The sequence below is a fragment of the Lacicoccus kunmingensis DSM 17847 genome, assembly GCF_059568765.1.
Window position 1 is genome coordinate 169,865 of sequence record NZ_JCANUC010000002.1, and the last position, 13,694, is coordinate 183,558.

Consider the following 13,694-nt stretch of genomic DNA (forward strand, 5'->3'; position numbering starts at 1 on the left):
AATCCCATGTTTAATAAAACATGGGACGATCTATATGACCGCGGTACCACCCGCATTCACTTTAAAAGTGCATCTCAAAAGTATTCAATTCATTGAATACAGACAAGTTCATGGCCCGCTGTTACCGGTTTCCACCGCCACCGGTTCTCTTGAAACAGCTTCACATTACTACTTCTGTACAAGTACTAATATATGTTATTTTTTAAATATTAGCAAGTGTATAAAATCATTTATATTAATTGCAGCCCTTCAATCGTCAGTAATTTCGACTTTTTATCCAACCCGCCGGTATAACCGCCTAAAGTGCCGTCACTTGAAATGACTCTGTGGCACGGGACAATGATTGAAACCGGATTTTTACCATTCGCATTGGCGACGGCCCTTGAATAATTCGCACCGCCGCATCTGACAGCGAGTTCTTTATAGCTGATTGTCTGCCCGTAAGGGATTTTCCACAGTTCACTCCAGACTTTCTGCTGGAACTTCGTTCCACTGTACCTGAAGTTGATCGGCACTGTGAAATCGCTCCGTCCGCCGCCGAAATATTCATTCAGCTGCTCTATACACGTATCAATCACCTCTGTATGATCATCACTTTCTCCAGGCTCACTCACATGATCGATGCCGACGATCTCTCCCTCATCACTGACTATCTTCAGCCAGCCGACCGGAAATTCCTTATAAACAACTGTCATTTTATCACCCCTTATAGACAATTTTAAATCCTCTGTCATAAATGTTTCTGAGCATTTTCGTCATTATAAAATAAACGACCGTACTGATTATTAACATCACCACTATCATTATACCAGTCATCTGATGATTTATTTCACCATCTGCACCAATGAAAATATTCGACATCAGACCGGTTGTAAATATTAAAATTAAAATCATGATCGTCATAATGATGGAGGCACCTGTATCCATCCGTTCAGTCGGCTTGTTGGGGTTGACCACCGGGTATTTCGCACCGAACCACATGCCGATCGGAATGACCGCGAGCGCAGTAATTATAATGAAAGAAAAACTGTAGATGAGTCCGAGTACGGAAATATCAGTAATTACAAAAACAACCAGGGACATCAAAATATATACCGGAACAATTGTAATGAAATTATAGATGAATTTAGAGGCGACCAGATCCCCCGCTTCCACCGGCAAGGACCGCATCATGGCATGATGCCTCGCATCCCTTGCGGTATTTGAAGCTGAAACGAATATTGAAATGATGACCGTCCCTGTAATCGATACAGAGATGACTGCACCTTCCATGCTCATCTGTACCGCCCCTTCAGGCGCCACCGGATTATATGCCACAAAATAAACGACAAACGGAATGAAGTATTGCGGTAAAACTGCCGCCCATTCCTTAAAGTCTCTCAATGTCATTTTAATATCTTTTTGCAACAGTGCACCTTTGACAGAATTGACGTCGAGGGACGTACTGCCTGCTTTCCTGCTGCGCCCTGAAGTGGTGATCCATCCTTTTAAAAATCCATTTTTAACCACCTGTGTCAGACTCACAAAAATGATGATGGATAAAATAATACTTAATAATGTAAATACGGTAAATTCCAGCAGATTCACATTGTAAATAAAGCCCTCATATAACCATGCAGGATTCGGCAAATACTTGATTACCGTTTCAATATTGACGACGCCAAACGTAATGATAAGATACGGCAGAACTGCCGCAAAACCGCCGATAAACGTCAATATCTCCGATACTTTCTTAGGACTCGCAACTTTTGTCACCAGGAATACAATGATGTAGCTTAGTCCGAGTGTCAGTATACTGAGCAACATGAAATATAAGATTGCTGATACCAGCGGTAAAATGCTCGAATATCTGAAAGTGAATGCTGCGCCGACAATCAGACTGATCGGTATTGTGACCGGCAGGATGCCCGTAAACAGCTGCAGGATGAATTTCGCCCGCAGCAGTTCGACTGCTTTGACCGGAAAAGTAAGATATAACTGCATGTTTTCATTCATGAACATATCTTTTACTATCCGGTTGACGGTGATCAGCGACAGTATAATCATGATGAGCACAGATATCATCACCATTATGGATGAAAGAATGCTCTCTTCTGCCAATAACAGAAAATTAAACATAGTGATGATGATTAACGGCAGAAACATCACTGCGAATAAAGCGATGATGACCAGAGATACAATCGTCTGGGTGCGTAAATTTTTTAAATAATTAACCGCCGATTGAATCTCGACTTTCAGAATCGGAAACATTCACTTCCTCCTCCCCGGTCAGCGCTAAAAAGACATCTTCAAGTGAACCGGATACAAGACCGCTTTTTGTTCTCAGCTCGGACAGTGTGCCTGTCGCTTTTTCTTCCCCTTCATAAATAATCAATATCCGATCGGCAATCTCTTCTGCGAGCCCGAGTGTATGTGTCGTTAAAAAGACCGTATTGCCGTCATCCACATATTTCTTTAAATAGCTTTTCAAATTGCGGTTACTCTTCGGATCAAGCCCGACGTTCGGTTCATCCATGAAAATGACTTTTGGCTCATGCATCAGAGCACCGGTAATTACAAGCTTCTGACGCATCCCGTGGGAATATTCCTCAACCAATGTACCGAGCGCGCCGCTTAAATCGAACAGTTCCAGCAACTCTTTAGATTTGTCCTCATAATTTTCCTGAGAGATTTGATAGACGCTCGCCACAAAATCCAGATATTCCTTGCCTGTCAGTTTCCCCATGATATCCGGCGTATCCGGAACAAAACTCAATTCCCTTTTTAGTGAAACACTGTTTACACCCGGCTGTTGCCCGAGTATTTCAATATCACCGGAAGATTTCTCAGTAAGACCCATCAGCATTTTTATCGTCGTCGATTTACCGGAACCGTTCGGTCCTAAAAAGGCAAACAGTTCACCCTCATTCACTTTGAAACTCAAATCGCGTACCGCATGTTTATAGCCGTATGTTTTCGTCAAATTGTGCACTTCAATCATATTCACGTTCAACTCCTAACCTATTATATAAAATGATATATCCCTTGTGTCCAATTCACAATGCATATGGTAAAATTCTTTTATAAAGAAGAGGTGCACCATTATGCTTAAAAGAATTCTGCCGAAGGCAAAATCCCTGATAGAAGAAATCACAGTAGAAAATGATAATTTGATAGATGCTACGTGCGGCAACGGTCATGACACTAAATTCTTGGCAGCACTCACAGGGCCTTCCGGGAAAGTGTACAGCTTTGATATTCAGGAAGAGGCAATTAATAATGCAAAAAAACTGACTCGGGGCTTGACCAACATACAATTCATACAAGATTCTCATGCCAATGCCGAAAACTACATAAGCAGCAATGTGAAGGCGGCAATGTTCAACCTCGGTTACCTGCCCAAGGGCGATAAATCCATTACGACCAAAAGTGAATCCACTTTAAAAGCGGTCTCCCGGATTTTTGGTTCACTCGTCCCCGGCGGCAGAATCGTGATTGTCGTCTATCACGGGCATCCAAACGGCAAAGAGGAAAAAGATGCGCTGTACGATTTCTTATCCGATCTGCCCCAGGACAAAGCGAAAGTGCTCGAATACCGCTTTATCAACCAGCAAAACAATGCCCCATTCATATTCTGTATAGAAAAAGCTCATACTGCCGAATCGTAAGCCGGCAGCATGAGCTCTTTATTTCTATCATAAATATAATTATTTGTGTTATATGAATTCTGATTTTAATGTTCCATTATGTACCTTCAATCACTTTTTAGTCAGAATTACTCACTGATTTCTGCAGATTCAAACTCCCATGCCATTTCTGAATCCATGTTCTGACTCAAAGGGGCTGCCCACATCAGATTGGATTACATGCCCATAATTTTATAATAAACCGATTCTGAAAAGTTGTGAATCAAAAAACTTTTCCAGATAATAGTACGGTATTTCGGTGTCTTCCCGCTGAAATACACTGTGATCTTCACTGTCCAGCATGATGACCTGGAGTTCTTTACTCATTAACTTTTTAATATAGTTTGAAGAGATGAAAGGTTCTATGATTTCATTTTCATTGCTGAAAATGGATAAGACCGGGACATCAGGAAGTTCATCTATATTTTCTGTTGTCGTTTTCATCTGGTTGATGACGGTCTTATACCAGTGATAACTCACTTTCTTTACGAGTAATTCATCATTTTCATAACGTTCAAGATAGTTTTTATCTGAAGTGAAATACTTCATTTTGATTCCCGGGTTAAACTTTGTCTCGTCACTGGTCGTCCTTACACTTGTCATCAACGTATTCTTTCTGTTCATGAATGACTGCTTGAACGACAGCAGCGGGTTCAACAGAATGACCCCGTCTATATTTATATTATGCTGTTTAATCAATTCAAGCGCAATCAGTCCGCCCAGTCCCTGGCCGATGACGAAAGTCGGCAAATGGTATTCTTTTGACATCTCAAACCATTCCATCACTCTGTCCACATACTGATAGAAGTCGGTAATATGCCCTTTGTGCACTCTTGTCGTCTGACCGTGTCCAGGAAGGTCACCGGTGATGACATGATAACTTGAACTTCTTAACTGACTGATTAAACCGTTGTAATACTCATGGTGTTCGAGCATATCGTGAATGACCACAACGACCCCTTTTGGCTCATATTCCGTTTCCCATTTCCACATTTAAGGCAAGTCTCCTTCAATCCTTTTGTAATTCTCTATGATACAATTATTATAACAACAAAATTGAGAAAGGATAGTGAAAATGAAACTGGATTACAAGGGAATTACGCCAGAGATACATGAAAGCGCTTTTGTAGCGCCGAATGCGACTGTCATAGGAGATGTAACCATTGATGAGTATGCATCAGTATGGTTCGGCAGTGTTCTACGCGGAGATATTGCACCCATTAAAATTGGTAAACATAGCAATATACAGGACTTGTCGATTTTACATGAAACACCTGACATGCCTCTTATTATAGAGGACTATGTAACTGTCGGGCATAAAGTGACGCTGCACAGCTGTACAATCAGAAATAATGCATTGATAGGAATGGATTCGACAATTTTAGACGGTGCCGAGATTGGTGAAGGTGCTTTTATCGGTGCAGGCAGCCTGGTCACACCCGGCACGAAAATACCGCCGAAGGCCCTTGCGTTTGGAAGACCGGCAAAAGTGGTAAGAGACTTAACGGAAGAGGATATTAAAGAAATGAAAAGAATTAATAACACTTATACGAATCACATTCCTCATTATAAAAATGATAACAACTAAAAAATTCAAATTATATCCATAATTTTCTAAAAGTGATTGTCCACCTTTTATATAAAAGGGTACAATATAAATGTTGAATATTATTAGAGTAGGAGAGGTTTTATGCCAGTATTAAGAGATATTTTCATACATCTTTCAGAGAACAAAATTTTAAATGACACTACTAAAAAAATAGGCTTGAGATTTGGCGCCGATAAAGTAGTCGGCGGTATTAAAGTGGAAGATACAATCGAGCGTATTAAAGACATTAACAATCAGGGTATGAGTGTCACATTTGATAACCTCGGTGAATTCATCACAGAGAAATCCGATGCACTATGGGAAAAAGGCAATATCATCGAAATGATCAAAGCAATCGACGAGAATAACCTGGATGCGCATGCATCGGTAAAATTATCTCAAATAGGACTGCATATCGATCATGATTTCTGTCTTGAAAACACACGTGAAATATTGACCGTGGCAAAGCAGGCAAATATGTTCGTCAATATCGATATGGAAAACTATGCTGCATATGACGATACAATCCGTCTGATTGACACAGTATTGGAAGAGTTCGATAATGTCGGGACTGTCATTCAGTCATACTTATTCAGCTCAAGAGAAGATGTCATCAAGTATAAAGACCAAAGACTTCGTCTTGTAAAAGGCGCATACAAAGAAGTACCGGAAGTTGCTTTTCAGGATAAAAGAGATATCGATGCTGCATATTTAAGATTAATAAAAACACATTTACTCGAAGGCAAAGGATTCACTTCCATCGCAACCCACGACCATAATATAATTGAAGAAACGATTGATTTCATCAAGGAAAACAATATTCCGAATGATCAATTTGAATTCCAGATGTTATACGGATTCAGAAAAGACTATCAGAGAAATCTGGTTCAACGCGGTTATAATACTGTTGTATATGTGCCATTCGGCTACGACTGGTACGCATACTTCATGAGACGTCTCGCTGAACGTCCTCAAAACCTCAACCTTGTTATCAAAGGCATCACAAAAGACAAACGTTTCCAGGCCGGCACTGCAATTGCCGCCGGTGCAGCTGTCTTGATTGGTGCTTATCAGCTGTTCAAGAAATAAAATTATCCCCTCCTGCCCGGCTCATTCCGGACGGGAGGGGGTTTTTAATTAATTCTCCATAATACTATCAACCATTAACTTTGTGTTTTTCACTAAAATATTTACCGTGTTCGACATGTAATCTGAACTGAAAGTCAAATGCCCGATTGCATACATATGTCTAAGAGTCCCGTATCTTGGACTGATTACTCTATGTTCTTTATCCACGATTAAACCGCCAAGTCCGCTCGATGCTATCAACATCCGGTCCACCAGATTCACTATTAAAGGCGCTGATTCTTTATTGATATCTTTCAAAGGGCCGGTTGCATTGATTAAATAATCCACTTTGAACGATTCATTACTTTCAGTCATCACTTCAAATTGTGCGTCCGCTTCCACTTTTTCTATGCCGTCGATGATGACCACCCTGCCCGCTTCAGCCCACTCTACGAGCTGACGGGCGACCTCGAGCGGCATCGGAGAATAATTTTTATCAATCAGTGGATGAATCTCTTTCATAAATCTGCGTTTATCCGATTTAGAAAAATACGGGAATACTCTGCTGAACAACGGATTTACTGCAATAATCAAATATTGGAGCTTTCCGACCTCATCAACATGATGGATGTCATATTTCAAATCATCCAGTGTACTTTCAGGATGGCGGTAGAACAGCTTTTCATCCACACCCTGTGCCGACATTTCCTTCCTGAACAGTTCTATAATCTTATCAAGGGAAATCAGGTCATTTTCTATGTAAGCATCCACCGCTTCTTCAGTGAAATATTGTATTTTCAGATTATAACTCGTCCCTCTGACTGACGGCATATCACCGCTTCTTGAAAAAAGGCGGACACCATCAATCGACTGCTCCATTATCAAGTATCTGACACAATCGATGGCGGAAAGACCGGTACCGATCACCCCGACCGAATCATCAATTTCTCTAAGATTATGATTCAGTGGATAAGGGTTATGAAAATAATTCTGAATTCCTTTCAACTGATAAGGATCACCATAGCTTAACTGCCCAACGGTCAGGAACACAGCATCATATTCCTCTGTCTTATATTCGGATGTGACTGCATAGCTTTCAATCGCTTCATTATATACAACGTCTGTCACTTTATCATTTATCAACTGTACATTGGAATGCATTCCTGCAGTCCTTCTGAGCATATCCGCTGCATAATCACCAAAATGCTTCCGTGAATTGTAATTATGAACAGGTATATTCTCAGACTTCAGCCATTCGATAAAACTGTATGGCGCATTAGTAATCGACATTTCCTCTGAGGGAATATTCAGCAGCAGCACTTCACTGTCATCGATATACGGTTTCCCGCGGCCCATACGCTCATTTGAATCGAAAATATCAATTCTGAGTGATGCATCAAATTCGGGGTGGCTGACCACATGGTGCAAGATGGCATTGCCGCCGATCCCCCCGCCAATAATCGCTATTCTCTTCTTCATTACTCCGCCTCCGATATTCTTCCAGTGCTGGATTTTTATAAAATAAAACCCCATACATTAAGTATAGGGTCATAAAAATGAATCTACAAAGTATAAGTCTAAGGGTTAAGTGTCAAAATAGCATCTTCGATTTCAGCCAGGTCTTTGACCGTGTACTGGAATCTGCCGTGGAAAATATATTTCAGGAAAAACTCTTCCAGTTCATCTTTGCCGACCAGTACTTTGATATTATCATCTGAATAGTTGGCAATGGAGTAATTTCCGCCATCTTTAGGATTGAAATATATAAGAGGCACAACATCATATTGTAACTTCAGTATATTCTTCAATTTCTCCGCAGATAATTTTGTCTCATCAATAATCGGATTGTAGTGGTTTACTGAGATATTTTCAGAATCAGACTTATCGAATATAAGTGTCTGTTCCTGTGTCTTATCCAAGTTTAACAGTTCGAAGAAAGATTCGATATATGGCAGTTCTTCAAAATTATTTTCGTTAATACCGTGAAGTATATGACCGCTCCAGTATTTCGAGTCGATCAGGTACATACCCGTTCGTGTCAGTACTAAATGATCAATTTTTCTGGTATTTGTAAAGTTACGGCTTGGAAGATATACATTCGACAATATCAACATATCAGAATCACGAATTTTTCCTTCATCGACAAGCTTTTCCTTGAGTTGAATCAAAGCCAGATCTGTTAAATACTCTCCCTTATCGACAGTGAACTGATGTAAGCTGGAAAGCTTATTGTTCAGTAGATTAGTATCATTATGATATTTTTCATTGAGAGACGAAACTTCCTTCTTATGAGTGAGATGTTCCTCTTCCCGTTCATTCTCATATTTATCAATCAGGCTTTGTTTCTCTTCATTATATGAGTTTTCAACTTTTTTGACATCATTACGATGTCTAAAATAATACACTAGAAATACAATAACCAGAATTAATAATACAGCTGCTACAGCTATAAAAATCGGATTTGTAAAAATATCTGTGTTCATACGCATATCTCCTATTCCGTTTGTATTTTCGATATCTTTCTCCTTTAATATTATAACAAGACTGTGAAAAGTTATCGATGAAAAAGAAAAATTAATTTCAGCAAAATTTTCCCTTTAAGTATTTATAATCAACGGCAAAGCACAACCCCCTGACTAGACAGCATCCCATCCTTATCGAGTAAATATTTACACTTTTTTATTTCTTATATTTATGCCTTATCGTTTAAAATTTTTAAGTATATATGTTTTAATGACACACATATGGGTAAGGTAAGTGTAACTTGCTAGATAGATATAAAGCGTTAGCAGGTGTTACCCATTAATATTATATTAGGAAATTAAATTTAGGAGGCTTTTACTATGGAACTGAAAAAATATCTATTAGCAGGCGGCCTTGCATCCGTAATGGTACTTGGTGCATGCGGCGGCGAAACAGAAGAAGATCCAGCAGCAGAAGATCCGGCAATGGAAGAAGGCGCTGAAGATCCAGCAATGGAAGATCCAGCTGCTGACGAAGAAGAAGAGGAAGAAGAAGAGGATCCAGCAATGGAAGAGGATCCAGCAGATGATGAAGAAGAAGAGGAAGACGACGCAGGAGCGTAACTTTCAACCCCAATTTAATAACAAAACCCGGAGCAATTGCTCCGGGTTTATTTTTGTCTGATTTTATCGATTTAAAAATGTTTTAATCTGATCCACCTTATCCAATGCTTCCCAAGGCAGGTTGATATCTTCACGTCCAAAGTGTCCGTAGCTTGCTGTGTCTTTATAAATCGGACGCTTTAAATCCAGCATTTTGATAATACCGTCCGGAGACAGGTCGAATAATTCTCTGATGGCCTCTACTACCTTGTGTTCTTCAACTTCTGATGTTCCGAATGTGTCCACAGAAATTGAAACGGGCTGGCTGACACCGATCGCATAGGCGAGCTGAATTTCACATTTATCCGAAATGCCGCTTGCAACGATGTTTTTTGCGATATATCTCGCAGCATATGCAGCGGAACGGTCCACTTTAGTCGGATCTTTACCGCTGAATGCACCGCCACCGTGTCTTGCATAGCCGCCGTAAGTATCAACTATGATTTTTCTGCCTGTCAAACCTGCATCACCCTGAGGTCCGCCAATGACAAAACGCCCCGTCGGGTTAATGAAGTATCTCGTCTCCGCATCCAGCAGTTCTGCCGGTACAACCGCTTCAATCACATGTTCAAGCAGATCATCGTAAATCTGTTGTGTAGAGACGTCTTCGCTGTGCTGGGTGGAAACGACTATAGTATCCACCCTCTTCACTTTATTATTCTCATCATATTCAACAGTGACCTGTGTTTTACCGTCAGGTCTCAAATAATTCAACGTATCATTTTTTCTGACTTCCGAAAGACGGCGTGACAGTTTATGCGCAAGTGATATCGGCAGAGGCATTAATTCAGGTGTTTCGTTGGAAGCAAAACCGAACATCAATCCCTGGTCCCCTGCACCTGTTGTAATTTCATCTGTTGTTCTCGTCTCTATAGCATTATCCACCCCGACTGCAATATCTTCAGATTGTTCATCTATTCCGGTCAAGACGGACATTGTTTTATAATCATAACCGTATTTTGCATCGATGTAGCCGATGCCTTTAACCGTTTCTCTGACAATTTTAGGGATGTCTACATAAGTTTCTGTGCTGATTTCACCGACAATCATTGCAAGTCCTGTATTCACTACAGTTTCACAGGCAACGCGTGCATCTTCATCCTGTTTGATGATTTCATCCAGGATGGCGTCTGAAATCTGGTCTGCGATTTTATCTGGATGTCCTTCTGTCACCGACTCTGATGTAAATAAATTCTTCTCACTCATTCTTTATATATCTCCTTTAAGTTATTTGCTATCTCTTAAAACAAAATAAAGCCTTCTCTCTGACATAGAGAAAAGGCTTCGCTCTTCCCCTTATCGCTCAGAATAATCTGCATTCTTTAGCACCTTTCTTTAATAAAAGAGGTTGCTGGGCTTCGACGGGTTTGGTCCCTCCACCAACTCAAGATAAGAGATAACTTAAATTTAAATATACTAGACTCCCGGTGACAATTCAAGATGTTAATGACTGAGTTTCAGCCTTTTCCCTCTTAATCCAGATTATCGACCGCATACTGTGCTTCTTCAGCTGTAAATTGCTCACCATATTCGGACACCAGCTGATCATAAACCGCGGCGTTCGACATACTCATCATATCTCGGTAGGTCTCTGCAGATTCAAGTGCATTGGCCTTCCAATCCCACTCTATATTATCCACTGCATATTGCGCCGCTTCAGGCGGGAAGTTTTCTCCATACTCGGAAACAAGCTGGTCGTAGATTCCTGCTTTAGACATCGACATGATTTCTGCATATGTGTAGGCACTATCCAGTGCCAGCTCCCACTCTCTCGGGATGTCCCCATTGTCAGCAGTATCCGCCTCTGCTTCATTAACATCCTCTTTTGCAGTACCTTCTTCCTCATCAATATTTTCTTCAGCGGTATCTGCTTCCGCTGTCTGTTCTTCAGATTCCGTTTCAATGGAGGACAGTTCTTTCTCCATGTCTGAAACCTGATTGTTCAAATCTTCATTCTCATTTTTGACCTCATTGTTTTCCTCTTCCAGCGTTTCAATTTCAGATTGCAAGGCCTCATTTTCTTCCTTCATACTTTCTATTTCCAGTTCGAGTTCCTCTGCAACATCTCCATTGCTTTTTTGTGACTCTAATGCCCCATTTTCTTCCTTTAAATAATTAACTTCTTCTTCCAGTTGCTCTTTATCGGATTCAAGCTGTGAAACTTGTTCCGATAATTCATCTGATGACACAGCATCAGATTCCTCTTCTCCGCCGCACGCACCGACAACCAGCACTAAAGTAAAAATAACAGCAACCAATAGTCTCTTCATTATACTTACTCCCCTTCTATATATTTACATATGATTATATATGATTTTCATGTAAACATAAGATAATAGACTACAATTTTGATAATATTTCACATTTGATATATGAATCGTTTATAATCGGGGTAACTTCCGGTTTTTCATGATGATTTTTAATGTGTAAATTAACCCGTTTAACAAAGACGGACCTTAACATTTTAAAAATCAGATAGTATCATTATATTAAAGTAAAATTGTATTGATTTAATGTGTTACCTTATTTCTTAATGTGTTATACTATTTGCAATTAGTACATTAAAATAAATCCCTGGAGGCATTCAAATGGTCAACCATTCCGATTTAATCTCAAATTTAGTATCCAAAGATACAACAGAAGTACAGCTTTCTGCTCCACAGCTTGTTACGGCTTCACTTAGAAGAGGAGAAGGCGCTCTGACAGATACAGGCGCTCTAAGAGCAGAAACCGGCAAATACACAGGACGCAGTCCAAAAGACCGCTTCATAGTGGAAGATAACGTATCCAGTCATAAAATTCACTGGAGCGATGTAAATCAGCCGATTTCAGAAGAGATCTTTGATAATCTTTTTGAAAAAGTGATTGATCATTTAAATTCTAAAGATGAGACCTTTGTGTTCAAAGGTTATGCCGGCGCTGACGAATCCACACGCCTGGACTTGCAGGTTGTCAATGAGTTCAGCTGGCACAATCTTTTCGTTCAAAACCTGTTCATCCGCCCGGAAACTAAAAAAGAGGCGCTTGGCATTGACCCGCAGTTCACTATCGTATCCGCACCTACATTTAAAGCTGATCCTGCAGTTGACGGAACGAACTCCGAGGCATTTGTCATCGTTTCACTGAAAAAAGGAGTCATTTTAATCGGCGGTACAGAATATGCGGGAGAAATGAAGAAGTCCATTTTCTCCATTATGAACTACCTGCTGCCTGAAAAAGGTGTAATGAGCATGCACTGTTCCGCAAACGTCGGCGAAAATAAAGACGTTGCTTTATTCTTCGGTCTGTCAGGTACAGGAAAAACAACTTTATCAGCAGATCCGCACCGTGACCTTATCGGTGATGATGAGCACGGCTGGAACGATGATGGTGTTTTTAACATCGAAGGCGGATGCTATGCGAAAACGATTGATTTATCTTCAGAGAAGGAGCCTGAAATCTTCAGTGCCATTAAATTTGGAACAGTACTTGAGAACGTCGTTCTGGATGAAGAAGGTACACCTGACTACGAAGATAAATCACTCACTGAAAACACTCGTGCTGCCTACCCGCTTCATCATATTGATAATGCACGTATTCCTTCAGTGGCAGGACACCCTAAAACGATTGTATTCCTTACAGCAGATGCGTTCGGCGTTCTTCCGCCAATCAGTAAATTGGACAAGGACCAGTCCATGTACCACTTCCTGAGCGGCTTTACATCGAAGCTTGCCGGTACGGAAAGAGGCGTTACAGAACCGCAGCCTGTATTCTCTTCATGTTTCGGTTCACCGTTCCTTCCATTGGATGCAACGGTATACGCTAAAATGCTCGGCCGTCTGATTGATAAGCATGATGTCAACGTTTACCTTGTTAATACAGGGTGGACCGGCGGCGGATACGGTGTCGGCAAACGCATGGACCTGACACATACACGAACGATGATCCGTCGTGCAATCAGCGGTGAATTGGAGCTTGGTGAATTTGAAAAGGATGATACATTCGGACTGAATGTTCCAGTTTCCGTGACAGGTGTACCTGATGACCTGCTGATGCCTAAAAACACATGGCTCGATAAAGACGGTTATGATGAGAAGGCGAATAACCTGAAAGAGCTGTTCAAGGAAAACTTTAGTAAGTTCGGTGAACAATCTGCAGAGATTGCTCAAAAAGGCGGATTCTAATAGTTTAATAATTACAATCAACCTTCCATTTAATCTTATTTAAATGGAAGGTTTTCCTTTCTTACTGCCCAGAAATAGGATTCTC

The 13,694-nt window shown here is 40.6% G+C and carries 13 protein-coding genes and 1 riboswitch; of the genes, 5 read left to right on the forward strand and 8 right to left on the reverse strand.

Annotation, left to right across the window (positions count from 1 at the left end; genetic code table 11):
- Positions 1-230: 230 nt before the first annotated feature.
- The 3 genes from BO48_RS03360 to BO48_RS03370 are packed head-to-tail and all read right to left on the reverse strand — an operon-like array spanning position 231 to position 2,980.
- Entirely contained in the window at positions 231-695 is a 465-nt protein-coding gene (locus BO48_RS03360) for a methylated-DNA--[protein]-cysteine S-methyltransferase (RefSeq protein ID WP_496366030.1), read from the reverse strand.
- Between the two features lie 4 nt (positions 696-699).
- Positions 700-2,250, reverse strand: coding sequence for a permease-like membrane multi-spanning protein (locus BO48_RS03365; protein WP_496366031.1), 1,551 nt, complete (start codon positions 2,248-2,250; stop codon positions 700-702).
- Positions 2,210-2,980 carry an ABC transporter ATP-binding protein gene (locus BO48_RS03370; protein WP_496366147.1) on the reverse strand — a complete coding sequence of 257 codons (771 nt, stop codon included), beginning with the start codon at positions 2,978-2,980 and terminating at the stop codon, positions 2,210-2,212. The genes BO48_RS03365 and BO48_RS03370 overlap by 41 nt, the downstream gene beginning before the upstream one ends.
- 103 nt (positions 2,981-3,083) lie before the next feature.
- Between BO48_RS03370 and mnmM the strand changes: the two genes are divergently transcribed.
- The gene (gene mnmM, locus BO48_RS03375) at positions 3,084-3,647 is read left to right on the forward strand and encodes a tRNA 5-(aminomethyl)-2-thiouridylate-methyltransferase MnmM (protein WP_496366032.1); all 564 of its coding nucleotides are present in this window, start codon (positions 3,084-3,086) and stop codon (positions 3,645-3,647) included.
- Positions 3,648-3,857: 210 nt separating this feature from the next.
- Here the strand turns inward: mnmM and BO48_RS03380 are convergent, their stop codons facing one another.
- The gene (locus tag BO48_RS03380) at positions 3,858-4,658 is read right to left on the reverse strand and encodes an alpha/beta fold hydrolase (protein ID WP_496366033.1); all 801 of its coding nucleotides are present in this window, start codon (positions 4,656-4,658) and stop codon (positions 3,858-3,860) included.
- Positions 4,659-4,740: 82 nt separating this feature from the next.
- On the opposite strand from BO48_RS03380, the gene BO48_RS03385 reads away from it, so the two are divergent.
- Positions 4,741-5,253, forward strand: coding sequence for a gamma carbonic anhydrase (locus BO48_RS03385; RefSeq protein WP_496366034.1), 513 nt, complete (start codon positions 4,741-4,743; stop codon positions 5,251-5,253).
- Positions 5,254-5,355: 102 nt separating this feature from the next.
- Positions 5,356-6,342, forward strand: a complete 987-nt coding sequence (locus BO48_RS03390; RefSeq protein ID WP_496366035.1) for a proline dehydrogenase family protein — start codon at positions 5,356-5,358, stop codon at positions 6,340-6,342.
- A 48-nt stretch (positions 6,343-6,390) separates the two neighbouring features.
- On the opposite strand, the gene BO48_RS03395 is transcribed toward BO48_RS03390, so the two are convergent.
- A complete protein-coding gene (locus BO48_RS03395) occupies positions 6,391-7,800 on the reverse strand; it encodes an FAD/NAD(P)-binding protein (protein ID WP_496366036.1) in 1,410 nt (469 codons plus the stop codon).
- 98 nt (positions 7,801-7,898) lie between these two features.
- Positions 7,899-8,804 (reverse strand): nuclease-related domain-containing protein, encoded by a 906-nt coding sequence (locus BO48_RS03400; protein WP_496366037.1) that lies wholly within the window; start codon positions 8,802-8,804, stop codon positions 7,899-7,901.
- Positions 8,805-9,164: 360 nt separating this feature from the next.
- Here BO48_RS03400 and BO48_RS03405 point away from each other — a divergent pair, with 360 nt between their 5' ends.
- Positions 9,165-9,407 carry a hypothetical protein gene (locus tag BO48_RS03405; protein ID WP_496366038.1) on the forward strand — a complete coding sequence of 81 codons (243 nt, stop codon included), beginning with the start codon at positions 9,165-9,167 and terminating at the stop codon, positions 9,405-9,407.
- 63 nt (positions 9,408-9,470) lie between these two features.
- On the opposite strand, the gene metK is transcribed toward BO48_RS03405, so the two are convergent.
- On the reverse strand, positions 9,471-10,652 hold the full coding sequence (gene metK / locus BO48_RS03410; RefSeq protein ID WP_496366039.1) for a methionine adenosyltransferase: 1,182 nt from the start codon (positions 10,650-10,652) through the stop codon (positions 9,471-9,473).
- Positions 10,653-10,739: 87 nt separating this feature from the next.
- A riboswitch (SAM riboswitch) is annotated at positions 10,740-10,842 on the reverse strand.
- A 76-nt stretch (positions 10,843-10,918) separates the two neighbouring features.
- Positions 10,919-11,716, reverse strand: coding sequence for an Ltp family lipoprotein (locus tag BO48_RS03415; protein ID WP_496366040.1), 798 nt, complete (start codon positions 11,714-11,716; stop codon positions 10,919-10,921).
- Between the two features lie 318 nt (positions 11,717-12,034).
- On the opposite strand from BO48_RS03415, the gene pckA reads away from it, so the two are divergent.
- The gene (gene pckA, locus BO48_RS03420; protein WP_496366041.1) at positions 12,035-13,609 is read left to right on the forward strand and encodes a phosphoenolpyruvate carboxykinase (ATP); all 1,575 of its coding nucleotides are present in this window, start codon (positions 12,035-12,037) and stop codon (positions 13,607-13,609) included.
- Positions 13,610-13,694 lie beyond the last annotated feature (85 nt).

Coding starts and splice junctions, on each gene's coding strand:
- BO48_RS03360 (WP_496366030.1), bottom strand. CDS start 695: ATGACAGTTGTTTATAAGGAATTTCCGGTCGGCTGGCTGAAGATAGTC.
- BO48_RS03365 (WP_496366031.1), bottom strand. CDS start 2,250: ATGTTTCCGATTCTGAAAGTCGAGATTCAATCGGCGGTTAATTATTTA.
- BO48_RS03370 (WP_496366147.1), bottom strand. CDS start 2,980: ATGATTGAAGTGCACAATTTGACGAAAACATACGGCTATAAACATGCG.
- mnmM (WP_496366032.1), top strand. CDS start 3,084: ATGCTTAAAAGAATTCTGCCGAAGGCAAAATCCCTGATAGAAGAAATC.
- BO48_RS03380 (WP_496366033.1), bottom strand. CDS start 4,658: ATGTGGAAATGGGAAACGGAATATGAGCCAAAAGGGGTCGTTGTGGTC.
- BO48_RS03385 (WP_496366034.1), top strand. CDS start 4,741: ATGAAACTGGATTACAAGGGAATTACGCCAGAGATACATGAAAGCGCT.
- BO48_RS03390 (WP_496366035.1), top strand. CDS start 5,356: ATGCCAGTATTAAGAGATATTTTCATACATCTTTCAGAGAACAAAATT.
- BO48_RS03395 (WP_496366036.1), bottom strand. CDS start 7,800: ATGAAGAAGAGAATAGCGATTATTGGCGGGGGGATCGGCGGCAATGCC.
- BO48_RS03400 (WP_496366037.1), bottom strand. CDS start 8,804: ATGAACACAGATATTTTTACAAATCCGATTTTTATAGCTGTAGCAGCT.
- BO48_RS03405 (WP_496366038.1), top strand. CDS start 9,165: ATGGAACTGAAAAAATATCTATTAGCAGGCGGCCTTGCATCCGTAATG.
- metK (WP_496366039.1), bottom strand. CDS start 10,652: ATGAGTGAGAAGAATTTATTTACATCAGAGTCGGTGACAGAAGGACAT.
- BO48_RS03415 (WP_496366040.1), bottom strand. CDS start 11,716: ATGAAGAGACTATTGGTTGCTGTTATTTTTACTTTAGTGCTGGTTGTC.
- pckA (WP_496366041.1), top strand. CDS start 12,035: ATGGTCAACCATTCCGATTTAATCTCAAATTTAGTATCCAAAGATACA.